Annotated in this window: 18 protein-coding genes, 1 pseudogene and 1 riboswitch; of the genes and pseudogenes, 7 read left to right on the forward strand and 12 right to left on the reverse strand. The window is 67.4% G+C overall.

Annotated elements, in window-relative coordinates:
* Window positions 1-4: 4 nt before the first annotated feature.
* A complete protein-coding gene (gene clpB / locus MU582_20310) occupies window positions 5-2,596 on the reverse strand; it encodes an ATP-dependent chaperone ClpB (GenBank protein ID UPK74751.1) in 2,592 nt (863 codons plus the stop codon).
* A 217-nt stretch (window positions 2,597-2,813) separates the two neighbouring features.
* Between clpB and MU582_20315 the strand changes: the two genes are divergently transcribed.
* Complete coding sequence (locus tag MU582_20315) at window positions 2,814-4,157, forward strand: FAD-dependent oxidoreductase (GenBank protein ID UPK74752.1); 1,344 nt, start codon at window positions 2,814-2,816, stop codon at window positions 4,155-4,157.
* Window positions 4,158-4,239: 82 nt separating this feature from the next.
* Entirely contained in the window at window positions 4,240-5,766 is a 1,527-nt protein-coding gene (locus MU582_20320; GenBank protein ID UPK74753.1) for an AMP-binding protein, read from the forward strand.
* Between the two features lie 85 nt (window positions 5,767-5,851).
* Here the strand turns inward: MU582_20320 and MU582_20325 are convergent, their stop codons facing one another.
* From MU582_20325 to MU582_20350, 6 genes and pseudogenes are all read right to left on the reverse strand, one after another.
* Window positions 5,852-6,286: a hypothetical protein gene (locus MU582_20325; GenBank protein ID UPK74754.1), complete on the reverse strand. Its 435-nt coding sequence runs from the start codon at window positions 6,284-6,286 to the stop codon at window positions 5,852-5,854.
* A 205-nt stretch (window positions 6,287-6,491) separates the two neighbouring features.
* A pseudogene (locus MU582_20330) lies at window positions 6,492-6,734 on the reverse strand (MerR family transcriptional regulator).
* Window positions 6,735-6,736: 2 nt separating this feature from the next.
* Window positions 6,737-7,882, reverse strand: coding sequence for a molecular chaperone DnaJ (dnaJ, locus tag MU582_20335; protein ID UPK74755.1), 1,146 nt, complete (start codon window positions 7,880-7,882; stop codon window positions 6,737-6,739).
* A gap of 203 nt (window positions 7,883-8,085) precedes the next feature.
* Window positions 8,086-8,667, reverse strand: coding sequence for a nucleotide exchange factor GrpE (grpE, locus tag MU582_20340; GenBank protein ID UPK74756.1), 582 nt, complete (start codon window positions 8,665-8,667; stop codon window positions 8,086-8,088).
* The gene (gene dnaK, locus MU582_20345; protein ID UPK74757.1) at window positions 8,664-10,529 is read right to left on the reverse strand and encodes a molecular chaperone DnaK; all 1,866 of its coding nucleotides are present in this window, start codon (window positions 10,527-10,529) and stop codon (window positions 8,664-8,666) included. Before dnaK ends, grpE begins: the two co-directional genes overlap by 4 nt.
* Window positions 10,530-10,704: 175 nt before the next feature.
* Window positions 10,705-11,190: a carboxymuconolactone decarboxylase family protein gene (locus tag MU582_20350; GenBank protein UPK74758.1), complete on the reverse strand. Its 486-nt coding sequence runs from the start codon at window positions 11,188-11,190 to the stop codon at window positions 10,705-10,707.
* Window positions 11,191-11,356: 166 nt separating this feature from the next.
* Between MU582_20350 and MU582_20355 the strand changes: the two genes are divergently transcribed.
* From MU582_20355 to MU582_20365, 3 genes are read left to right on the forward strand one after another with little or no spacing between them, the layout of a single operon-like run.
* Entirely contained in the window at window positions 11,357-12,262 is a 906-nt protein-coding gene (locus MU582_20355) for an RNA polymerase sigma-70 factor (protein UPK74759.1), read from the forward strand.
* Window positions 12,263-12,305: 43 nt separating this feature from the next.
* Window positions 12,306-12,782, forward strand: a complete 477-nt coding sequence (locus tag MU582_20360) for a hypothetical protein (GenBank protein UPK74760.1) — start codon at window positions 12,306-12,308, stop codon at window positions 12,780-12,782.
* Complete coding sequence (locus MU582_20365) at window positions 12,779-14,323, forward strand: multicopper oxidase family protein (protein ID UPK74761.1); 1,545 nt, start codon at window positions 12,779-12,781, stop codon at window positions 14,321-14,323. Before MU582_20360 ends, MU582_20365 begins: the two co-directional genes overlap by 4 nt.
* A 19-nt stretch (window positions 14,324-14,342) precedes the next feature.
* Here the strand turns inward: MU582_20365 and MU582_20370 are convergent, their stop codons facing one another.
* The 3 genes from MU582_20370 to MU582_20380 form a co-directional block, all read right to left on the reverse strand.
* Entirely contained in the window at window positions 14,343-15,044 is a 702-nt protein-coding gene (locus MU582_20370) for an energy-coupling factor transporter transmembrane protein EcfT (GenBank protein UPK74762.1), read from the reverse strand.
* Window positions 15,041-16,495 carry an ATP-binding cassette domain-containing protein gene (locus MU582_20375; protein ID UPK74763.1) on the reverse strand — a complete coding sequence of 485 codons (1,455 nt, stop codon included), beginning with the start codon at window positions 16,493-16,495 and terminating at the stop codon, window positions 15,041-15,043. Before MU582_20375 ends, MU582_20370 begins: the two co-directional genes overlap by 4 nt.
* Before the next feature lie 7 nt (window positions 16,496-16,502).
* Complete coding sequence (locus tag MU582_20380) at window positions 16,503-17,129, reverse strand: ECF transporter S component (GenBank protein ID UPK74764.1); 627 nt, start codon at window positions 17,127-17,129, stop codon at window positions 16,503-16,505.
* Window positions 17,121-17,228: riboswitch (TPP riboswitch) on the reverse strand. Its footprint overlaps the gene before it by 9 nt.
* A gap of 150 nt (window positions 17,229-17,378) precedes the next feature.
* Between MU582_20380 and MU582_20385 the strand changes: the two genes are divergently transcribed.
* Both MU582_20385 and MU582_20390 read left to right on the forward strand, forming a co-directional pair.
* A complete protein-coding gene (locus MU582_20385) occupies window positions 17,379-18,638 on the forward strand; it encodes a hypothetical protein (protein ID UPK74765.1) in 1,260 nt (419 codons plus the stop codon).
* Window positions 18,635-19,903: a hypothetical protein gene (locus tag MU582_20390; GenBank protein ID UPK74766.1), complete on the forward strand. Its 1,269-nt coding sequence runs from the start codon at window positions 18,635-18,637 to the stop codon at window positions 19,901-19,903. The genes MU582_20385 and MU582_20390 overlap by 4 nt, the downstream gene beginning before the upstream one ends.
* 1 nt (window position 19,904) lies before the next feature.
* On the opposite strand, the gene hutI is transcribed toward MU582_20390, so the two are convergent.
* Window positions 19,905-21,071: an imidazolonepropionase gene (hutI, locus tag MU582_20395; protein UPK74767.1), complete on the reverse strand. Its 1,167-nt coding sequence runs from the start codon at window positions 21,069-21,071 to the stop codon at window positions 19,905-19,907.
* Window positions 21,072-21,087: 16 nt separating this feature from the next.
* Entirely contained in the window at window positions 21,088-22,272 is a 1,185-nt protein-coding gene (locus MU582_20400) for a formimidoylglutamate deiminase (protein ID UPK77210.1), read from the reverse strand.
* Between the last annotated feature and the right edge of the window lie 3 nt (window positions 22,273-22,275).

Here is a 22,275-nt window from a genome sequence, read left to right on the forward strand (position 1 = left end):
TCGGTCAGGCGCGTACGCCCACCGCCAGCTCGTCGGACTGCTCGTCGAGGTCGACCCTGACCGTGTCGCCGTCGCGCACCTCGCCCGACAGCAGCTCGCGGGCGAGCGGGTCGCCGATTGCCTGCTGGACGAGTCGACGCAGCGGGCGGGCGCCGTACGCCGGGTCGTACCCGGTCAGCGCGAGCCACTCGCGCGCGGCGGTGGTCACGTCCAGGCCGATGCGCCGCGCTTCGAGCCGCCTGCCGAGTGCGTCGACCTGCAGGTCGACGATGCGGGAGAGCTCCGCGGTGCCGAGCGGGTCGAAGGTGACGATCTCGTCGAGCCGGTTCAAGAACTCGGGCTTGAACGCCGCGCGTACGGACTCCATCACGGCGGCGCGCTTGGCCTTGTCGTCCAATGCCGGATCCGCGAGGTACGTAGAGCCGAGGTTCGATGTCAGGATCAGGATCACGTTGCGGAAGTCGACCGTACGTCCCTGCCCATCGGTCAGTCGGCCGTCGTCGAGTACCTGCAGCAGGATGTCGAACACTTCCGGATGCGCCTTCTCCACCTCGTCCAGCAGGACGACAGAGTACGGCCGGCGGCGTACTGCCTCGGTCAGCTGACCGCCCTCCTCGTGACCGACGTACCCGGGCGGCGCGCCGACGAGACGAGCGACCGAATGCTTCTCGGAGTACTCGCTCATGTCGACGCGTACGATCGCCCGCTCATCGTCGAACAGGAACTCCGCAAGAGCCTTCGCGAGCTCGGTCTTGCCGACACCGGTCGGGCCGAGGAACAGGAACGAACCGGTCGGCCGATCGGGATCGGCGATACCCGCCCGCGAACGGCGGACAGCGTCGGAGACGGCTTCGACGGCAGACTTCTGACCGATGAGTCGCTTGCCGAGCTCGTCTTCCATCCGCAGCAACTTGCCGGTCTCGCCTTCGAGCAGACGGCCCGTCGGGATGCCGGTCCACGACGCGATCACCTCGGCGATCTCGTCGGCCCCGACCTCCTCGTGCACCATCAGGTCGGCCTTGTCAGCGGACTCGGCCTCCTGCGCATCCGCGAGTGCCTTCTCCATCTGGGGGATCTCGCTGTAGAGCAGTCGACTTGCGGTCTCGAAGTCGCCTTCGCGCTGCGCACGTTCGGCGGTGCCGCGTACCTCGTCGATGCGCTCCTTGATCTCGCCGACCTGGTTGAGACTCTGCTGCTCGCGCTCCCAGCGCGTCTCGAGCGCACGCAGGCGCTCCTCCTGATCGGCCTTCTCCGCACGCAGCTTCTCCAGCCGCTCGCGGCTGGCGTCATCTTCTTCGCGGCTGAGGTGCATCTCCTCCATCGTCAACCGGTCGACCGAGCGGCGTAGCTCGTCGACCTCGACGGGACTGGAGTCGATCTCCATCCGCAGACGGCTGCTCGCCTCGTCGATCAGGTCGATGGCCTTGTCGGGGAGCTGGCGGCCCGGGATGTAGCGGTGCGACAGTGTCGCCGCCGCGACCAACGCGGTGTCGGCGATCTCGACCTTGTGGTGCGCCTCGTACTTCTCCTTGAGACCGCGCAGGATCGCGATCGTGTCCTCGACGCTCGGCTCACCGACGTACACCTGCTGGAAGCGGCGCTCGAGTGCCGCATCGGCTTCGACGTTCTCGCGGTATTCGTCGAGCGTCGTGGCGCCGATCAGCCGCAACTCACCGCGGGCGAGCAACGGCTTGAGCATATTGCTGGCGTCCATCGAGCTGTCGCCGGAGGCCCCGGCGCCGACAACGGTGTGCAACTCGTCGATGAACGTGATGACCTGTCCGTCGGACTCCTTGATCTCGGCGAGCACGGCCTTCAGCCGCTCCTCGAACTCGCCGCGGTACTTCGCACCGGCCACCATCGCGGCCAGGTCGAGCGAGATCAGCCGACGACCGCGCAGCGACTCGGGCACGTCGCCCGCGACGATGCGCTGGGCGAGTCCTTCGACGACGGCGGTCTTGCCGACTCCGGGTTCGCCGATCAACACTGGGTTGTTCTTCGTACGCCGGCTGAGCACCTGCACGACGCGGCGGATCTCGGAGTCGCGGCCGATCACCGGGTCGAGTTTGCCCTCGCGGGCCTCCTCGGTGAGGTCGACGCCGTACTTCTCCAGCGACTGGTAGGTGTCTTCGGCGTCCTGGCTGGTGACTCGACGAGACCCACGTACGCTCGCGAACGCCGCCTGCAGTGCTTCGGCACTTGCACCGGCTCCGTCGAGAACCGACTTGGCCCCGGAGTCGACCGTCGCCAGCCCGACCATGACGTGCTCGGTCGAGACGAAGTCGTCGCCCAGCTCGGCGGCGAGGTCCTGGGCTCGCTGCAGCGACTCGAGAGTCGTCCGCGCATAGCCCGGCGCCTGTACGCTCGACCCGCTCGCCGCGGGGAGCTTGGCTAGTTCGGTCTTCGTACCGGATGCGACGACGGATGGATCAGCACCGGCGGCCTGCAACAGCGGCACAGCGGTGCCGCCCTCCTGGCCGAGCAGTGCGGCGAGCAGATGCAACGGGTCGACGGCTGGGTTGCCGGCAGCACCGGCCGCCTGGATGGCGTCGGCGAGGGCCTGCTGGGTTCGGGTGGTGAGCTTCGATGCGTCCATGTGTACGCGTCCCTCCAAGGTGCGAGCGGTAGTCACTTGGTTCAACGTCAACTAACTTGAGTCCATTCCGCTCAACTTCAAAACTACCGGATCGCGGCGCGAGCGTGGACGTGATGTGACCCACGCGGTCCACGGTATGAGACCTCTTGGGATACCGCCGGTCGCACAGTTAGCCTTACCTAAGACGTGTGAACCCGTTCACGAAAGGAGGCGGCATATGCCGAACGCACTGCGCGTCGCCGTCATCGGCTCCGGTCCGGCCGGCATCTACGCTGCCGACGCACTGGTGAAGTCCGATGTCGACGTCGCGGTGGACATCCTCGAGCGTGACCCCGCGCCGTACGGCCTGATCCGATACGGCGTCGCTCCGGACCACCCGCGGATCAAGGAGATCGTCAAGGCGTTGCGCAAGACGATGGCGCATCCGGCGATCCGGTTCCTCGGCAACGTCGCGTACGGCACCGACCTCAAACTCGACGACCTGCGCCAGTTCTACGACGCGGTCGTCTTCGCAACCGGCGCCCGCGATGACAAGCCCCTCGACATTCCGGGCGTCGATCTGCCCGGCAGCCACGGTGCCGCCGGCTTCGTATCCTGGTACGACGGACACCCCGACGTACCGCGCGAGTGGCCGCTGACCGCCGAGTCGGTCGCGGTCCTCGGCGCCGGCAACGTCGCACTCGACGTTGCCCGCGTTCTTGCCAAGACCGCCGACGAGCTGAGCACGACCGAGATCCCCGACAACGTGTACGCGGGTCTCGCCGCCAACCGAGCCCAGGACGTGCACATCTTCGCCCGGCGGGGCCCTGCGCAGGTGAAGTTCACGCCGATGGAGCTGAAGGAGCTCGGACAGTCGCCGAACGTCGACGTGATCGTCCATCCGGAGGGTTTCGAACTCGATGAGGGCAGCATGGAGGCGATCCGGGCGACCAAGTCGGTCAAGCTCGTCGTCGACCGGCTGCAGAACTACATCGCGTGCGAGCCGTCCGGCAAGGCGCACCGCCTCCACATCCACTTCTGCGAGGCGCCGGCGGCGGTTCTCGGTGACGACCACGTAACCGGCCTGCGTACGGAGCGCACTGAGCTCACCGGCGACGGCAACGTGCGCGGCACCGGCGAGTACACCGACTGGGACGTGCAAGCCGTGTACCGCGCGATCGGCTACCTCAGTACGCCGCTCGCGGACGTGCCGTTCGACCACCGTACGGGCGTGGTGCCGAACGACGGCGGGCGCGTACTCGACCTCGACGGTGACGCCCTGACCGGCACGTACGTCACGGGCTGGATCAAGCGCGGTCCGATCGGACTGATCGGACACACCAAGAGCGACGCCTCGGAGACGGTGTCGAAGCTCCTCGAGGACGCCGACTCACTGCAGGGCGCTGAGCACCCCGAGCCGGACGCGGTGACCGCGCATCTCGCCGACCGCGGAGTTGCGTACACCACCTGGGAGGGCTGGGAGAAGCTCGACGCCCATGAACTCGCCCTCGGCGAGGCCGAAGGACGCGAACGCAAGAAGGTCGTGCCGCGCGAGGACATGGTCCGCGTCTGCACCGACTGACCGCGACGTACGCACCCGGGTAGCGCGCGACCGGCGCGACGGCAGATGATACGAACACGGATCACTCGCTGCTGGAGGCACCATGTTCTATCCGCTGACCGTGCGCGACTTCCTCGACCGTGCCGAGACCGTGTACCCCGCACGGGTCGCTGTCGTCGATGAGCCGACGCAGCCTGCAGAGTCGTGGGGCGAAGTCACGTACGCCGAGCTCGCCCGCCGAGCCCGCGCACAGGCCGCGAACCTCGACCGGCTCGGTGTGCCTGTCGGTGGGCGGGTCGCGATCGTGTCGCACAACTCCGCACGGCTGCTGACCTCCTTCTTCGGAGTCTCCGGGTGGGGGCGGATCCTGGTCCCGGTCAACTTCCGCCTCGCGCCGGCAGAGGTCGAGTACATCGTCGAGCACTCCGGTGCCGATGTGCTGATCGTCGACCCGGAGCTGCGCTCGCTGCTCGACACCGTCAAGGCGAACCACACCTTCGTACTCGGCGAGGACGACGAGCAGATCTGGGGCGGCGACGCCGAACCCGAGCCATGGGACGGCGACGAGGGAGCCACCGCCACCATCAACTACACGTCGGGGACGACGGCTCGACCGAAAGGCGTGCAGCTCACCCATCGCAACCTCTGGGTCAACGCGACGACCTTCGGCTGGCATGCCACCGTCACCGACAACGACGTCTACCTCCACACCTTGCCGATGTTCCACGCCAACGGCTGGGGCATGCCGTACGCCGTCACCGGTATGGGAGGCAAGCACATCGTGCTCCGCAAGGTCGACGGCACCGAGATCCTCAACCGGATCGAGGAGCACGGCGTCACCATGATGTGCGCGGCGCCGGCAGTGGTCACGGCGGCGCTCGACGGCGCAAAGACCTGGGAGGGCGAGGTGCCCGGCCGCGACCGGGTACGGCTCATCGTGGCCGGAGCGCCGCCGCCGACCCGCACGATCGAGCGGGTACGCGAGGAGCTCGGGTGGGAGTTCATCCAGATCTACGGACTCACGGAGACGTCACCGCTGCTCACGATGAACCGCATGCGGTACGAGTGGGACGATCTCGACCCGAACGAACAGGCCAGGCTGCTCGGACGTGCGGGTGCGCCGGCGATCGGCGTACGCATCTCCACCGACGAGGACGGCGAGGTGCTGGCGCAGACGAACGTCAACCTGCACGCGTACTGGCAGAACCCCGAGGAGACCGAACGAGTCCAGCAGGGCAACTGGTTCCACACGGGCGACGGCGGCGTGTTCGAGGACGGCTACCTCACGATCGCCGACCGCAAGAAGGACGTCATCATCTCCGGCGGCGAGAACGTCACGTCGATCGAGGTCGAGGACGCCATCAGCTCGCATCCGGCAGTGCGTGAGGTCGCAGTGATCGGCGTACCCGATGAGAAGTGGGGCGAGATGGTGACCGCGCTCGTCGTCATCGAGGAGGACTCGGTGACCGAACAGGAGATCATCACCCACTGCCGCCAGTACCTCGCGGGCTACAAGTGCCCCAAGAAGGTGGAGTTCCGCGAGGTGCTCCCCCGCACGGCGACCGGGAAGCTGCAGAAGTTCAAGCTGCGCGAACCGTTCTGGAAGGACCAAAGCCGCCAGGTCAACTGACCAACGCTGACACGTGAGAAGTTTCCGGCCCACACGTGGGTTTCGCCGAGTAGAACTCACGTGTCGAGGCTGAACTTCTCACGTGTCAGCGTTTGAGGATTGCGACCTGGACCGAACAGGCAGCGCCGGCAGCAGAGGTCGCCGGCAGCTTGTTCGCTTTGAAGTCGGTCGTCTCACCGCTCGGTACGTCGGTCACAGTGATCTCACGCGCCTTACTGCGCGAGGTGTTCGGCGCGGCAATGACGATGGTGACGCGGAAGTCGGCCGGTCCGGACTCGGTGTTGGTGAGAGTTCCGCTCGCCGACCAGACGTCGCCGTCGGGCGCACAGTCGAAGTCGGTGAGGCTGCCGGGTGCAGCGACGCCGCCCTCAACGCGCACGGGGCCGGATGCCCCTTCGGACTTGGGCGTATCGCTCGGCTTCGACGCCGGCTCGTCGGGCTCCTCGCTCGCCGAGCTGGCACAACCGGCCAGGGTCGCCGTCAGCAACACCGCAGCCGCGAGGCCTCGCCCGATCGCCATGTGCCCATCTCATCACGGACGCGCCGCCGCAGAGCGCCGACAGGCCGTGGAGTCAGCGCCGTCGCCGGCGCCAGAGCACGACCTGCTGGCCCGGAGGCGGCGCCGGCACCGGGAGGTTGGGCGTCGACGCCATCGCCTCATGGGCGGCCGCGAGCTCGGACTCCAGCGCAGCCACGCGATCGCGCAGTGTGCGCACGGTGTGCTGTAGCTCGAGTACGCGCTTGACGCCCTCGAGCCCGAGACCCTCGGCGGTGAGCCGAGCGACGTCACGGAGCAACTCGATGTCGCTGAGCGAGTAGCGCCTGCCGCCACCGCCCGTACGACCCGGGCTCACGATGCCGAGCCGGTCATACGTACGAAGCGTCTGCGGATGCAGCCCCGAGAGCTCCGCGGCGACACTGATCACGAAGACCTTCGCCTCGGGCCCAGGCGGCGTGAAGTCGGCCATCGTCATGCACCTGCTCCGAACAGATCGGCTCGTGGGTCTTCGCCCTTGCGCGCATCGCGGTAGGCCTGGACAGCGGCCTGCTCGTCGGCGGCGAGCTTGGAGGGTACGACCACCTCGACCGTCACCAGGAGATCGGCGAGGGAACCGTCCTTGCGCGGAGCACCCTTGCCCTTCGCCCGGAACGTACGGCCGTTCGGAGTGCCCGGCGGGAGCTTGAGCGACACCGGCGCTCCGTGCAGCGTCGGCACCTTGATGGTCGTGCCGAGCGCCGCCTCGTCGAAGGTGACCGGCACGGTGATCGTCAGGTTGTCGCCACGTCGGCCGAACAGCTTGTGCCCAGCGACGTGCACTGTCACGTAGAGGTCGCCGGCTGGCCCGCCGCGCTCGCCGGCCGCACCCTTGCCGCGGAGCCGGATGCGCTGAGCATCCTTCACCCCGGCCGGGATGCGTACCTGCATGGTGCGACTCGACGTACCCCGACCCGATCCGTGACACGTCGGACACGGATCATCGACAACCATGCCGCGCCCGCGGCAGACCGTGCACGGCTCGGTCATCGAGAACACACCGCCGGACGCACTCGTCTGCATCCCGCTGCCATCGCAGTTGGGGCACACATGCGGCACCGTACCCGCGCGAGCGCCCGTGCCGTGACACGAAGGGCACGGCTCGTCGCTGGTCATCCGCAACGGGACAGTGACCCCTTCGACGGCCTGCTCGAAGCTGATGGTCGCCTCGGTCTCGACGTCGGCTCCGCGGCGAGGTGGCGCGGACGTACGCGTACGCGTCGTACCGCCGCCACCGCCGAAGATGCCGCCGAACAGGTCGGAGATGTCGAAACCTCCGCCGGAGCCTCCGCCACCGGGGAAGCCGAATCCGCCGCCGCCACCTTGCCGTTGCCCGCCGAAGCCGGCGAACATCGAGCGCTGCTCGTCGTACTCCTTACGCTTCTCCGGTGAGGAGAGTACGGAGTACGCCTCGGAGACGGCCTTGAACTTCTCCTCGGCCTTCTTGTTATCCGGGTTGGAGTCGGGGTGGTTCTCACGCGCGAGCTTGCGGTATGCCTTTTTGATGTCGTCGGCCGACGCGTCCTTCTCGACGCCGAGGATCTTGTAGAAGTCCTTCTCGACCCACTCACCGTTGCTCACGATCCACCTCCTTTAGAGGTCCCGCCAACAGAGGCCGCGGGCTCGCGGCTCCCCGCATCCCGTCTGGCGGCGTTCTCCTCACTCGCAGAACGATTCATAGTGCACCTTCGTTCGTCGGCCTTGCCAGATCGGGCGCGGATGACCCGCGCCCTGATCCACGCCCCCTATTGGCGCGACCTCTGCTCAGTATCAAGCGTCGTTGGCTATTCCTGTGGCGCCACGACGAGTACGCGCGCCGGCCGCAGCACACCATCGCCGATGCGGTAGCCCAACTGCACCACCTTGCTGATGCTCGGCTCGCTGACGTCGTCGGAGTGGTCCATGTGCAGCGCCTCGTGCAGCATCGGGTCGAACGCCTCGCCCTCCGCGCCGAACGGCTCGAGGCCGAACGAACGCGTCACCTGCACGATCGATTCGGCGACGGACTTGAACCCGCCGTCGAGCTCATCGTGCTCGCGGGCACGGTCGATGTCGTCGAGGATCGGCAGCAGCTGGGTGATCACCCGGGCTATTGCACGCTCGTGATCGGCCTTGCGGTCACGGTCGACTCGCCGCTTGTAGTTGACGTACTCGGCCTGCAACCGCTGCAGGTCGGCCGTACGCTCAGCGAGTTGCTGCTCCGGCGATGCCGGCTCTGCCGGTTCCTCGCTCGTCACCTGATCCGAAGTGGGCTCCGGGCTCTCCGCCGACGGCGCCTCATCGGAGACACCGTCGGGACCGGACCCGGCCGGCGCCTCCGCGCCGACCGGATCCTCCGGCGTCTGCTCGGGTCCTGGCTGGGTCACTTCTGCTCACCCTCGCCGGCGTCGTCATCGACGATCTCGGCGTCGACGACATCCTCGTCCTCGGTGCTCTCGTCCGACGCACCGGTCGCGTCGCCCGCGCCTGCGGCGTCACCGGCCGCGGCCTGGTCGGCGTACATCGCAGCGCCCATCTTCTGGCTGGACTCGCCGAGCTTGGTCACGGCGGACTTCACGGCCTCGATGTCTTCACCGCCGAGCGCCTCCTTCAGCGCGTCTACGTCGGCCTTGACCTCGGTCTTCACCTCGTCGCTGATCTTGTCGTCGTTCTCGGCGACGAACTTCTCCGTCGAGTGAACGAGGGTGTCGGCCTGATTGCGGACCTCGACGGCCTCCTTGGCCTGGCGGTCCTCCTCGGCGTACTGCTCGGCGTCCTTGACCATCCGGTCGATGTCGTCCTTGCTGAGCGCAGAGCCGCCGGTGATCGTCATCGACTGCTCCTTGCCGGTGCCGCGATCCTTCGCGGACACGTGCACGATGCCGTTGGCGTCGATGTCGAAGGTGACCTCGATCTGCGGCACGCCACGCGGCGCCGGCGGCAGACCGGTCAGCTCGAATGTGCCGAGCTGCTGGTTGTGCGAGGCCATCTCACGCTCGCCCTGATAGACCTGGATCGCGACGGACGGCTGGTTGTCGTCGGCCGTGGTGAAGGTCTCCGAGCGCTTCGTCGGAATGGTGGTGTTGCGCTCGATGAGCTTGGTCATGACGCCGCCCTTGGTCTCGATACCGAGCGACAGGGGCGTGACGTCGAGGAGCAGGACGTCCTTGACCTCGCCCTTGAGCACACCTGCCTGCAGGCTGGCGCCCACGGCCACGACCTCATCGGGGTTGACGCCCTTGTTGGGCTCCTGGCCACCGGTGAGCTCGCGGACGAGATCGGTCACGGCGGGCATCCGGGTGGAGCCGCCGACCAGGACAACGTGCTTGATGTCGCCGAGCTTGATGCCGGCGTCCTTGATCACGTTGTGGAACGGTGCCTTCGTACGCTCCAGCAGGTCGCTGGTGATGCGCTCGAACTCCGAACGGGTCAGCGTCTCGTCGAGGAACATCGGGTTCTTCTCGGCGTCGACGGTGATGTACGGCAGGTTGATCGAGGTCGACTGGCTGCTGGACAGCTCGATCTTGGCGCGCTCCGCGGCCTCACGGACACGTGGCATCGCCATCTTGTCCTTGGTGAGGTCGATGCCGCTGCTCGCCTTGAACTTCTCGACGATCCAGTCGGTGACCTTCTGGTCCCAGTCATCGCCGCCGAGGTGGTTGTCGCCGCTGGTCGCCTTGACCTCCACAACGCCCTCGCCGATCTCGAGCAGGGAGACGTCGAACGTACCGCCGCCGAGGTCGAAGACCAGGATGGTCTGCTCGGTCTCGCCCTTGTCGAGCCCGTACGCCAGCGCGGCCGCGGTCGGCTCGTTGATGATACGGCTGACGTTCATGCCGGCGATCTCGCCGGCCTCCTTGGTGGCCTGGCGCTGCGCGTCGTTGAAGTACGCAGGCACGGTGATGACGGCGTCGGTCACGGGTTCGCCGAGGTACGCCTCGGCGTCGCGCTTGAGCTTCTGCAGCACGAACGCCGAGATCTGCTGAGCGGTGAACTCCTTGTCGTCGATGTCGACCTTCCAGTCGGTGCCCATGTGGCGCTTGACCGACCGGATCGTGCGATCGACGTTGGTGACGCCTTGGCGCTTGGCGACCTCACCGGTGAGCACCTCACCGGTCTTGGTGAATGCGACGACCGAAGGGGTCGTACGCGCTCCCTCGGCGTTGGCAATGACGGTGGGCTCCCCACCTTCGAGCACGGCGACGACCGAGTTGGTCGTACCGAGGTCGATTCCGACCGCACGGGCCATGAGATCTCCTCCTGGAACTGGGCGCTGAACACCAGCGCCGAACTTCGTACTTGCGTCTGGGTGACTCAATGCTGTCGCGGCTGCGCGGTCGCCGGCAGATCACTTGAGTCTGTACGTATCAACTTAGCGGATGGCGCAAGTATTCCCAGGTCCGGGGTGGGTCGAGGAGTCCAGATCAGGCGGGTGCCGGCGCCAACGAGCCCGCTTCGTACGCACCGCCCTTCGTGCGGGTGCTGACCAGGAGACGGTTCGAGGCGTTGACCATCGCGATCAGGTACAGCAAGGCGGCCAGCTGATCGTCGTCATAGTGCTCGCGGGCGTGGCTCCAAGCCTCCTCTGATACCCCGGCATCGGCGTCGGCGAAGCGCGTGACCTCCTCGGCCAAGGCGAGCGCGGCTCGTTCGGGTTCGGTGAAGACGGTCGACTCGCGCCAAGTGGCGACCAGGTTCAGCCGCAGTGAGGTCTCGCCCGCGGCCGCGGCCTCCTTGGTGTGCATATCGGCGCAGAAGCCGCAGCCGTTGATCTGGCTCGTACGCAAGGAGACGAGCTCCGTGGTCAAGAACGGCAGAGACGACTCCAGGATCAGCTGACTGGCCGCTGCGAATCGCTTGCCGAGTCTTGCGCCGAGTCCGTTGGCGTTCAAGTCGAAACGGGGTTCCATGTCGTGGTCCTCCTGGTCAGCGATCGTTGGGATGCACACGAGACGCCGCCCGGGCGATCTGCGTGACACGACGCGACCGTGACGGACCCCACTCGAGGCCTGATGTCACAGGTGGGCGTCGGGCGGTGTCTTGTGAGCGAAACCATCGAAGGCAGAGGATCAACACATGGCCGCAGTGCCCGACAGCCCGACCGGAGACCGCGCAACCGATGCGTTCGTCGCCCACCGCAACCTGCTCTTCACGATCGCGTACGAGATGCTCGGCTCGGCGGCGGACGCCGAGGACGTACTCCAGGAGACCTGGCTGCGTTGGCACGGCGTCGCCCTCGACGAAGTACGCGACCACCGCGCGTACCTGGCCCGGATGACCACTCGACAAGCGTTGACCCGACTGCGTACGCTCCGCCGCCGCAAGGAGTCGTACGTAGGGCCGTGGCTGCCCGAGCCGCTGCTCACGTCTCCCGATGTCGCCGAGGACGTCGAGCTCGCGGACAACGTCTCGATGGCGATGCTGCTGGTACTGGACACACTCGGCCCGACCGAACGCGCAGTCTTCGTACTCCGCGAGGTGTTCGAGTTCGAGTACGACGAGATCGCGGAGGCCGTCGGCAAGCGCCCCGATGCGGTTCGCCAGATCGCGCACAGGGCCCGGGGCCACATCGCCGCCCGCCGACCACGCGGGATCGCCGCACCGACCGATGCGGAGGCCGCCTTGCGTGCATTTCGGCTGGCGGTCGAAACGGGCGAGATACAGGGCCTGCTCAACATCCTCGCTCCGGATGTCGTGTTCCTCGGCGACGGCGGCGGCGTGGTGCCGGCAGCCAAGGCGCCGGTCGTCGGAGCAGAGGTCGTCGCACAGCAACTGGCCTTGGCGATCCCCAGGATCGCAGCGCGACACACGCTCGAATCGGCTCAGGTCAACGGGTATCCGGCATTGGTCCTGCGGCTCGACGGCCGGATCGAGGGTGTCGTGACCGTGCGAACCGACGACGGCCTGGTGACCGGTTTGTACGTCGTCGCCAACCCGCAGAAGCTGTCCTGGATTGAGCACGAGAGTTCGCTGAGCCGCTGAAGACCCTAGATATGTAGCTCGGCTACATGTACGCTCATCTACTGTGAGTGACGCGCCCCAGCAGCCAGCGGCACCGGAGTACGGCCCACAGCCGTACCGGCCGCAGTCGCCCCGCCTGCGTAAAGCGCGCGGACAGGCGACGTTCCGTTGGATCCTGGTGGTGGTCCTCGGCCTGCATGCCGGGCTCGCGTTCGCCCAGTCGATCCTCGCAGGCATGTACCTGTCCGGCAGCCTCGACGCCATGGAGCTGCATGGCGCCATCGGCAGCTCCCTCACGGTCGTCGTGATGCTGCAAGGGCTGGTGAGCCTACTGTTCTTCTTCCCCGGTGGCGGGCCGATCTGGCCCTTCCTCGCGGCAGTCGTGTTGTTCTTCGTCGACGGCCTGCAGGTCGGCATGGGGTACGCACGAACGCTCGGTCTGCACGTCCCACTGGGTGTCGCGATCATCCTCACGACGGTGCTGATGTTCATCTGGTCACTGCGCTGGAAGCCGAAGCAGCCGGAGGCAGCACCGCAATGACGATCGACCGCCGCCGCTTCATCGGCCTCTCCAGCGGACTCATCGTCGCCAGTGCACTACCGGGCTGTGCGCTCACCAAGGAGTATCAGACCGGCGCAGAGCTGAGCAGCACCGCCGAGTTGCCGAAGCCGTTCAGCGTTCCGCTACCCATACCGCGGGTCGCGCAGTCGCAGTCGCGAGGCGGCGCGGACCATGTCGAGATCACTCAACGCACCGCCGAGGTAGAGATCCTGCCCGGTAAGAAGACCCCGATCCTCGGCTACGACGGTGAGTTCCCCGGGCCGACGATCGTGTCCAGGTCGGGCACGCCCACTGTCGTACGCCATACGAACAAGCTCGACATCCCGGTCGTCGTCCACCTGCACGGCGGGCACACACCGTCGGAGAGCGACGGGTTCCCGATCGACTTCATCATGCCCGAGGGCAGCCATCAGATGCCGCACGGTCACGCGGCGAACGGTCAGGTCAAGCACGGTCACTTCGCCTACGAGTACCCGATGAAGCAGCGCGCGGCCACGCTTTGGTACCACGACCACCGAATGGACTTCACCGGACCGACGGTCTACCACGGCCTCGCCGGCTTCCACCTCATCCATGACGACGAAGAGGACGCGCTGCCGCTACCGAAAGGCGATCGCGACGTCCCGCTGATGATCACCGACCGTGCGTTCGACGGCGACGGCACTTTCCTGTACCCCGCACTCGATCCGACGATGCACGAGGAGCCGGGCGTCGAGGACGCTTACATGGCGGGCGTACTCGGCGATGTCGTGTTGGTCAACGGCGCGCCGTGGCCGGAGCTCGAGGTCGAGGCGGCGCGCTACCGCTTTCGCATCCTGAACGCCTCGAACGCCCGGCGCTACCGGCTCCAGCTCGACCCGGGCCCCGCGGACGGCGATCCGTTCATCCAGATCGGGTCCGACGGGGGTCTCCTGGCAAAGCCGCACGAACTCGAGGAGATCGTCATCGCGCCCGCCGAACGGTTCGACGTGATCATCGACTTCGCGAGGTACGACGTCGGCGACACAGTGACGATGCGCAACGGACTCGGCGACGGCTCGACCGCGGACGTCATGCGGTTCCGAGTGGTACGAAAGGCCAACGATGACTCAGCCATCCCCGACCGGCTGAGCGAGATCGAGGAGCTCGACGCAGACGCCGCCACCGTGACCCGCGAGTTCGAGTTCACCCAAGCAGCGATCACCTCCGACCACGACGACATGTGGCTGATCAACGGCAAGCCGTACGACCCCGAGCGGGTGGATGCGAAGCCGACACTCGGCGAGGTGGAGATCTGGCGGTTCATCACCGATGTGCATCACCCCGTTCATGTACACCTCGACCCGTTCCAGGTCCTACGCCGCGGCGGTACGGGTCCGGGCCCGTACGACGAAGGGTGGAAGGACACCGTTGACATCCGTCCGGGCGAAGCCGTCGAGGTCGCGATCCGCTTCGAGGACTACGCGGGCATGTACGTCATGCACTGCCACAACCTGGAGCACGAGGACATGATGATGATGTCCAACTTCGAGACCCGCTGACGACCTGAGCGAGACGCGGTCACCAGCCGGCGAAGTACATGACCACCGGCAGGGCAGCGAGCGCCACACCGAGCGCAAGCAGCGCCGAGTCGAGTGGCGTCCATCGCGCGGGCTCGGCCCAGGTACGCGAGCGGGCACCGGAGAAGCCGCGCGCCTCCATCGCCACCGAGAGATTGGTGGCGTCGCGCATCGTAGAGACGAGCAGTCCGAAGGTGAGGCCCGCGGCATGACGCGCTCGGGAGACCGGTCCGCGCGTCGGCCCGAACCCGCGAGCGCGCCGGGCGCGATCGAGCTGAGACCATGCCTCACCGAGCTGCTCGAACCGTCCGAACGCCGCCGACATCGCCACTACAGGCCTGGCCGGCAGACGTAGCTGCTGACCGAGGTGGTCGGCCAGTCGGGTCGGATCGACGTACGCCGCGAGCACCGCACCGGGAAGCGCGAGCACCAGGATCCGCGCGCCCGCGACGACGGCGACCTCGACATCGTGGGAGCCCAACAGCCAGGTCGAGTACACGACGGAGAGTGCAGCGAACACGACGACGCCGATGCGCAGCCTGATCCCCTCCCACCGAGGTACAAGCACAGCCCCTGCGGCCACGTAAGCAACGAGCGCACCTGCCGCAACCGGGAGCGATCGCACCGCGTACGACGCGGGCAGTGCCAGCAACCCGATCGCGATGAGTACGAGCGGATTCGTCCGGCTCAGCACGGTTTTCACTCGACCACACCGTCCCGCAGACGTACCTGCGAGTCGGACAACGCGACCAGATCGGTGTCATGCGTCGCAACCGCCGCTGTCACGCCCGCCTTGCGCGCCGACACGACCCAGCCGGCGACCGCCGACCACGTGTTGCGGTCCTGGCCGACGGTCGGCTCGTCGAGCAGCACCGCAGCCGGCCGATGGGTGAGCGCTGCCACGAGCGCGAGACGCCGCTGCTCACCACCCGAGAGCTGGTACGGGTTCGCACCGGCGAGGGGCGAGAGACCGAACAGCTCGAGCAACTCATCGGCGTCGGCATCGACGGCCAGGTGCTGGGCCGTACGCGTCACCTCGTCACGCACCCTCGACGTGAGGAATCCGTGCTCAGGGGTCTGTGGCACCCATCCGATCCGCCGGGCAAGGTACGCCGACGGCCACCGATGGGGTGGCCTCGGCTCACCGGCGTCGATCCGACCGCTTGTTGGAGCTACCAAACCCGCACACGCCGCGATCAGCGTCGACTTGCCCGACCCGGACGGTCCGGTCAGCGCCGTCAGTCGCGCGGGAGCGAGCGCTGCGTCGACGCCGCGTAACGCCTTCGCTCGCACCGCCCCACGGATCGTGCGGGTACGAAGGTCGACGTGCAGCCTCTCGGCGGCGATCGGACGCGGCTGCTCGGCCGGCTCGACCAGCCGTGCACTCACCGACATCGGGCTCGGCGCGGGCAGACCCGGCATCCACACCCCGGCCGCGCCCAACCGACGACCGTGGTCGCGGACGAACTCCGCGGGCGCACAGTCGGCGATCAGATTGCCGCCGTCATCGAGTACGACGACTCGGTCCATCGCGTCGAGCCACGGCTCGACGCGATGCTCGACGACGACCAAGGTCGCCCCGCTGTCTCGGGCCACCGTAAGCACCGCCTCCCGTACCGATGCGGCGGTCACGTCATCGAGCATGGACGTCGGCTCGTCGAGCAGCAGCATCCCGGGACGCATGGCGAGCACGCCGGCGAGCGCAAGCCTCTGTCGCTCGCCTCCGGAAAGCGCACGGGTCGGATGCTGGACCGGGTACGCGAGTCGTACGTCTGCGAGCACCTCGTCGACACGCGACCAGATGTCGGCCCGAGCGACGCCGGCGTTCTCCATGCCGAAAGCGACATCCCGACCGATCCGATCGGCGACCGTCGAGTCGAGCGGGTTCTGTTGCAGCAGACCGACCCGACCGTCGACGTCGACCCGGCCCGACAGGTCCCCAGCGGACGTCGTACCCAGCACCCCGGCGAGTGCGCGCAGCACGGTCGACTTACCCGAACCGCTCGGACCTGCCAGCAGTACCCGCTCGCCGGGGTCGACGCGCAGGTCGAGGCCACTGATCACCTGGCGCCGACGCGACACCGGACGCCAGCCGAACCCCGAGAGCGTCGCTCCTACGGGCGTCACACCTTGCGGGGCGTACGCGCGCCTCATCTGGGTCTCAGCCGACGTTGCGTTCGTGGTGCTCGCGGCCGACCGGGAACGCATCGAGCACACCGGTGGCCGCCAGTGCACGTACGAGCGCCCATCCGCCGACGCCGGCGATGACGACACCGGAGACGACGAACATCCCGAGGTAGGCGATCCGATACCCGAGATCCCAGTCCGGGAAGTACGAATACCATTCGTACACGGATTCCACGGCCGCAGCGAGAGCACCGCCGAGTGCCGCAACGACGACACCGAACCGCTTGTAGACGAAGATCGCGAGCACGATCTCGACGCCAAGACCCTGCAGCAGCCCGGAGACCATCACGCTGGCACCCCATTGGTTGCCGAGCAGGTACGAGACGTTCGCGGCAATGAGCTCGCATACGATCGCGGCTCCCGGCTTGCGAATGACCAGCCCGCCGACGACGCCTCCGAGCAGCCACGGACCGGCGAGCAGGCCGCCGCTCGGCGGGAACGCTGTGGTGGCCGCGCTGATCACCGCGTACAGCTGGTTCCAGCCCCAGAACGCGACGCCGACGGCGACCCCCAGCATGGCGACCGTGACGATGTCGACGGTGCGGTACGCGAACAGCGCGCCATAGCCGTACGTACGTCCGGACGTGGTTGCAGAACTCATCCAAAGACTCCCTTCGCCGGTGCTAACCGGTGCAGGTTCAAGGGTCTGCGGCTGATCCGCACTCTCAGCGCCTCACTTGGCGCTCCCCTGTCGGTTTCAGCCCACTCTAACAGCGCGAGTCCGGTTCGCGACCAACGCGAGTCGGCTTCGAGACCGGGAGGTGAAGCCCGGCCGTCGGTGCGGACGACCGACCGTCAGGCTGGTAGATTCCCGGGGGTCGTGTGTAGGCCTCGATCCCGGAGGAGTGGAATGCCGCCCGCGGTACATCTGCACATCGGTGCCATGAAGACCGGCACGACCCATTTGCAAGAACTGATGACGGTCAATGCACCCAAGCTCGCGGCGGCCGGATGCCTGTTCCCGGTGGACAACGGCCGCTATACACAGACCCTGGCCGCACGCGACGTCATGAACATGACCGCCGACCAGGTGACGCTTCGCCGAGCGAAGGGCGAGTGGGACCGCGTCGTCGCCGAGATGCTCGCGTACGAAGGTGATTCGGCGATCTTCTCGATGGAGTTCCTCAGCTTTGCGCGGCGTCGGTTGGCCGGGACGATCGCCGGCTCGTTCGGTGATGCCCCCGTACACGGCATCCTGACCGTGCGCGATGCCGCAACGGCGATCCCTGCGCAGTGGCAGCAGGCGATGCAGAGCAAACGCACCACCCCGTGGCACGAGTTCGTCAACCAGATCATCGCCAACCCCCCGGACTACTCGGCGGCCGGCGCGCGTACGTTCCGACGGACCCAAGACATTCCGCGGATGCTGAGCGCGTGGCTGCCGCATATTCCGCCGGAGCGCTTCACCGTCGTGACCTTGCCCCGGCCGGGAAGTCCGCGACACCTCCTCTGGGAGCGCTTCGCCACGGCGATCGGCGTCGACCCCGCGGTCGCGTCCAAGGAGGCGCCGCGCAACAACGAGTCGATCGGCGCCGCGTCGGCAGAGCTGATCCGTCGCATCAACGAGCGGCTCGACGATGTCGACATCTCGGACTACCGCGGGACAATGCGGCACACTCTCGCGGTCAAGATCCTGAGCGACCGCGCCGCCACCGAGGGCAAGGCTCCGGTCAACACGGCCTTTCTCGAGTTCGCCGCGGCAGCCAACGCGCGCGCCCGCGCGGCGATCGAGGAGAGCGGCGTACGAGTCATCGGCGACCTCGACGATCTCCCAGTCGAGGCGCCGGCACCGTCGCTCGACGACGTCGAGCTCAGCTCCCCGGCGGACGACGACGTCGTGGCTGCGGCGGCTTACGCGATGCCGCGGATGCGCAAGGCTGTCGCCCAGCGGGTGAAGACGCTGCGCAAGTCCGGAGTCAAGGCCTCGTCCCGCAAGACGCTCGCCGCGCTTCCCGACGCTCGCGACGAATCCACTCTGCTCGTCCGCTGGAAGGAGTCCGGCGATCCGGCCGAAGCAGCAGTGAGCGATCTGACGGCGATGTGCCGCGAAGCCATCGAGCTCGGCATCAAACTCCGGGCCACGGGCAGCTCGAAGGGAGCAAACGCGTGAGCAGCCCGGCGGTGTTCCTGCACATCGGCGCGATGAAGACCGGCACCAAGTACCTGCAGAACCTGATGGAGGCCAATGCCGAGTCGCTCGGCCGGGCCGGATACCTGTTCCCGGTCGAGGGCGGCTGGGGTGAGCAGGTGCTCGCGACGCGCGATGTCCTCCACATGGTCGGCGACCCCCGGGTGCGCCAGCGCTCCGCAGGTAGGTGGCAGCGCCTGGCCGACCGCATGCTCGCGTACGACGGTGGCGCCTCGATCGTCTCGATGGAGTTCCTGAGCTTTGCGCGCAAGCCGGGTATCAAACGCATCCTTTCCTCGCTCGAAGGCGCGGACACACATGTCGTACTCACGGTCCGTGACGCCGCCCGGGTGATCCCGGCCCAGTGGCAGACCTCCGTGCGCAACGGCCACACCGAGGCTTGGCGCGACTTCGCCGAGCACGTGATGGCCGGCCCAGAGGTCGAGTCGGACGGCTACAAGGTGTTTCGTCGGGCACAGGACGTCGAGACGATCTTGCAACGCTGGCTGGCTTTCCTGCCCGCCGACCACATCCACGTTGTCACCGTCCCGCCGCCCACAGCCTCTCGTACGCTGCTTTGGGAGCGCTTCGCGTCGGTGGTCGGCGTCGACCCCGCGGTGTGCTCGAACCCGCCGCCGACGAACAACGAGTCGATCGGGCAGGCGTCGGCAGGCTTGGTGCGATTGGTCAACCTCGCACTGGGCGACATCACGGTGTCCGAACGCTCGACCGTCAAAACCGAGCTGGCAAACCGGATTCTCGCAATGCGTGTATCCGTCGAGCCGCGGGCAGCCACCAACTTCGCGCTGCGCAAGTTCGCCGCGTCCGCGAACCAGCACAGTCGCGATGCGATCGAAGCGGCCGGCGTCGACGTCGTCGGTGACCTCGACGACCTCTCGGTCGACCCGGGGTCACCGCCCGACGACGAGCTCGACGAGATCCACATGCCGACGACCGAGGAGTTCCTCGAGGCCGCCGCATTCGCCATCCCGCACATGCATGCCGTTGTCGACAAACGCGCGCGCAGGCTCCGCAAGAGCGATGTCGCGGTCGACGACCTGCTCGAGGGCCTCCCAGCGCCGGTCGAGACCTCACCGGCCCAATGGGGCGACGCCGCCGACCCGCTCGACGCTGCGGTCGACGAGCTGACCACGGTCGTACGCGTCGCGATCGACCTGCAGCAACGCATCTACGCCTTGGACGACAAGAAAAAGAAGAAGCCGAAGGCATCCGCGTCGGCTGAGTAGATTAATGCACCCGGCGGCCGCGACGCCAAGTGCTGTGTACGAGGGGCACCCCCGGTCGGTACGCCAGGTGGATGTACGACGGAGCATCGAGTACGGCGAAGTCGGCGTTCGCACCGGGTGCGAGTCGGCCGATGTCATTGCGCCGCAACGCGGCCGCACCGCCCGCCGTCGCGGACCACAGCGCCTCCGCGGGCGACATGCCCATCTCACGTACTGCAAGCGCAACACAGAGCGGCATGGAAGACGTGAAGCAGCTGCCTGGGTTGCAGTCTGACGCCAACGCGACAGTCGCACCCGCATCCTGCAGCCTGCGCGCATCGGGGTACGGCGACCGAGTGGAGAACTCGACTCCCGGCAGTAGGGTCGCGACGACACCCGCCTGAGCCATTCCGTCGATGTCGGCGTCGGTCAGGTACGTACAGTGGTCTGCTGCGGCGGCGCCGACCTCGCAGGCGACCGACACGCCTGGCCCGTGACCGAGCTGATTGGCATGAATGCGCGGCGCAAGTCCCGCTGCCTGACCCGCCCGCAGCACTGTTCTCGCCTGGTCGGCGTCGAACGCGCCCTGCTCGCAGAACACATCGATCCACTTCGCGTAACCGGCGCAAGCGTCGAGCATATCGCCGGTGACGAGCGCAACGTACGCGTCCGGGTCGTCGGCGTACTCGGGAGCAACGATATGCGCGCCGAGGAAGGTCGTCTCTTCGCTGAACTTGCGAGCGACCGCGAGCGCACGCGATTCGTCGCCGATGTTCAGTCCGTACCCACTCTTGATCTCAACCGTGGTGGTGCCCTGTCGTGCCATCTCGGTGATGAACCGCGCCACCTGGCCACCGAGCTGCTCGTCGGTCGCAGCGCGGGTCGCGGCGACGGTCGTACGAATACCGCCGGCGGAGTACGGCTGGCCGGTCATCCGGGCGGCGAACTCCTCGGAGCGGTCGCCCGCGAACACGATATGGCTGTGCGAGTCGACGAACCCGGGTATGACCGTGCGTCCGGCCACGTCGACGGTCTCGTCCGCAGCCGGCGCGGCGGTCTTCGAACCGACCCAGGCCACGCTCCCACCGTCGACGACCATCGCGCCGTCGGTCACGACGCCGAGCCCCTCGCCGTGCGCCGGGTCGTTCGTGACGATCTCGGTCGCTCCGGTCACCAGGATGCTGCTCATAGCTCCGCCCTCGCGTTCATACCCGCTCCCAGCATGCCTTGATCGCTCGATCGAGATCGCCCGCCACGTCGGCGATCGTCGTATGCCGACCGCTGCGGACGATCGCAGTGCCCTCGACTACGACCTCTCGTACGTCGTCCGGCGCGGCCGCGAACACCAGCGGATCCGGGCCGAGTTCACTTCCCGCGAGTCGCACCGAGCCAAAGTCGACCGCGACCCGGTCGGTCGAGTCGCCGAATCCCAACGAGCGTTGGCCGTCGTACGTCGCCGCTGTGAGCAGCTCCGACGCCTGCCACGTGCCTCGGCGGCCGGAGACGAGTCGCTCGTCGAGCTCGACTGCCCGCATCTCCTCGAACGGGTCGATGACCGCATTGCTGTCGGATCCGAGGGTGAGCGTCACGCCCGCTTCGGCGAGCTCACGAGAGGGGCCGACCCCGTCGGCGAGGTCCCGCTCGGTCGTGGGACAGAAGCACGCGTAGGCTCCGGCCGCGCCGAGGATGGAGATGTCGTCGGCCGTGAGGTGGGTCGCGTGCACCGCGGTCGCGTTCGCATTCCAGACCCCATGCTCGGCGAGCAGCGCGGTCGGCGTGACACCGTGAACGGCAAGGCATTCCTCGTTCTCGGCCGGCTGCTCCGACAGATGCACGTGCAGGGGTCGACCGCGGGTCGCGGCCCACTCCGAGACGACGTCGACCTGATCGACCGGGACCGCGCGTACCGAATGCACAGCAGCGCCTACGACGACTCCAGGATCCCCTGCGTACTTGCTGTCTAAGGCGTCCACGCGTTCGGCCCATCGGGTCGCGTCACCGTCGGTGTAGCGCTCCTGAACGCCCTCGACCTCGCGACCGAAGCCAGCGGACAAGTAACAGGTGTCGAGCAAGGCGATCCGAATGCCGACGGCCTTGGCGGCCTCGACGACGGCCTCACCCATCGCATTCGGGTCGTCGTACGTACGCCCATCGGGCTGATGATGCACGTAGTGGAACTCCCCCACCGACGTGATGCCCGCCAGCGCCATTTCGGCGTACGTGGCACGCGCGAGGTCGTACAACAGGTCGGGGTCGAGCACACCCGCGAGCGCGTACATCTGGTCGCGCCAGGTCCAGAACGTACCGCCACCCCCGTGCGTACGCCCGCGCAGCGCACGGTGAAAGACGTGACTGTGGCAGTTCGCGAAACCCGAGACCTCGTAAGTCATGCC

It is taken from the genome of Nocardioidaceae bacterium SCSIO 66511, from assembly GCA_023100825.1.
In the GTDB taxonomy this organism is placed as follows: Bacteria; Actinomycetota; Actinomycetes; order Propionibacteriales; family Nocardioidaceae; genus Solicola.

Bases quoted from the DNA above. Each gene is read 5' to 3' on its own strand.
- MU582_20325 (UPK74754.1), bottom strand. From the start codon at position 6,286: ATGGCGATCGGGCGAGGCCTCGCGGCTGCGGTGTTGCTGACGGCGACC.
- MU582_20375 (UPK74763.1), bottom strand. From the start codon at position 16,495: ATGAGGCGCGCGTACGCCCCGCAAGGTGTGACGCCCGTAGGAGCGACG.
- MU582_20365 (UPK74761.1), top strand. From the start codon at position 12,779: ATGACGATCGACCGCCGCCGCTTCATCGGCCTCTCCAGCGGACTCATC.
- MU582_20385 (UPK74765.1), top strand. From the start codon at position 17,379: ATGCCGCCCGCGGTACATCTGCACATCGGTGCCATGAAGACCGGCACG.
- dnaK (UPK74757.1), bottom strand. From the start codon at position 10,529: ATGGCCCGTGCGGTCGGAATCGACCTCGGTACGACCAACTCGGTCGTC.
- clpB (UPK74751.1), bottom strand. From the start codon at position 2,596: ATGGACGCATCGAAGCTCACCACCCGAACCCAGCAGGCCCTCGCCGAC.
- MU582_20400 (UPK77210.1), bottom strand. From the start codon at position 22,272: ATGACTTACGAGGTCTCGGGTTTCGCGAACTGCCACAGTCACGTCTTT.
- MU582_20315 (UPK74752.1), top strand. From the start codon at position 2,814: ATGCCGAACGCACTGCGCGTCGCCGTCATCGGCTCCGGTCCGGCCGGC.
- MU582_20380 (UPK74764.1), bottom strand. From the start codon at position 17,129: ATGAGTTCTGCAACCACGTCCGGACGTACGTACGGCTATGGCGCGCTG.
- MU582_20320 (UPK74753.1), top strand. From the start codon at position 4,240: ATGTTCTATCCGCTGACCGTGCGCGACTTCCTCGACCGTGCCGAGACC.
- hutI (UPK74767.1), bottom strand. From the start codon at position 21,071: ATGAGCAGCATCCTGGTGACCGGAGCGACCGAGATCGTCACGAACGAC.
- MU582_20355 (UPK74759.1), top strand. From the start codon at position 11,357: ATGGCCGCAGTGCCCGACAGCCCGACCGGAGACCGCGCAACCGATGCG.
- MU582_20350 (UPK74758.1), bottom strand. From the start codon at position 11,190: ATGGAACCCCGTTTCGACTTGAACGCCAACGGACTCGGCGCAAGACTC.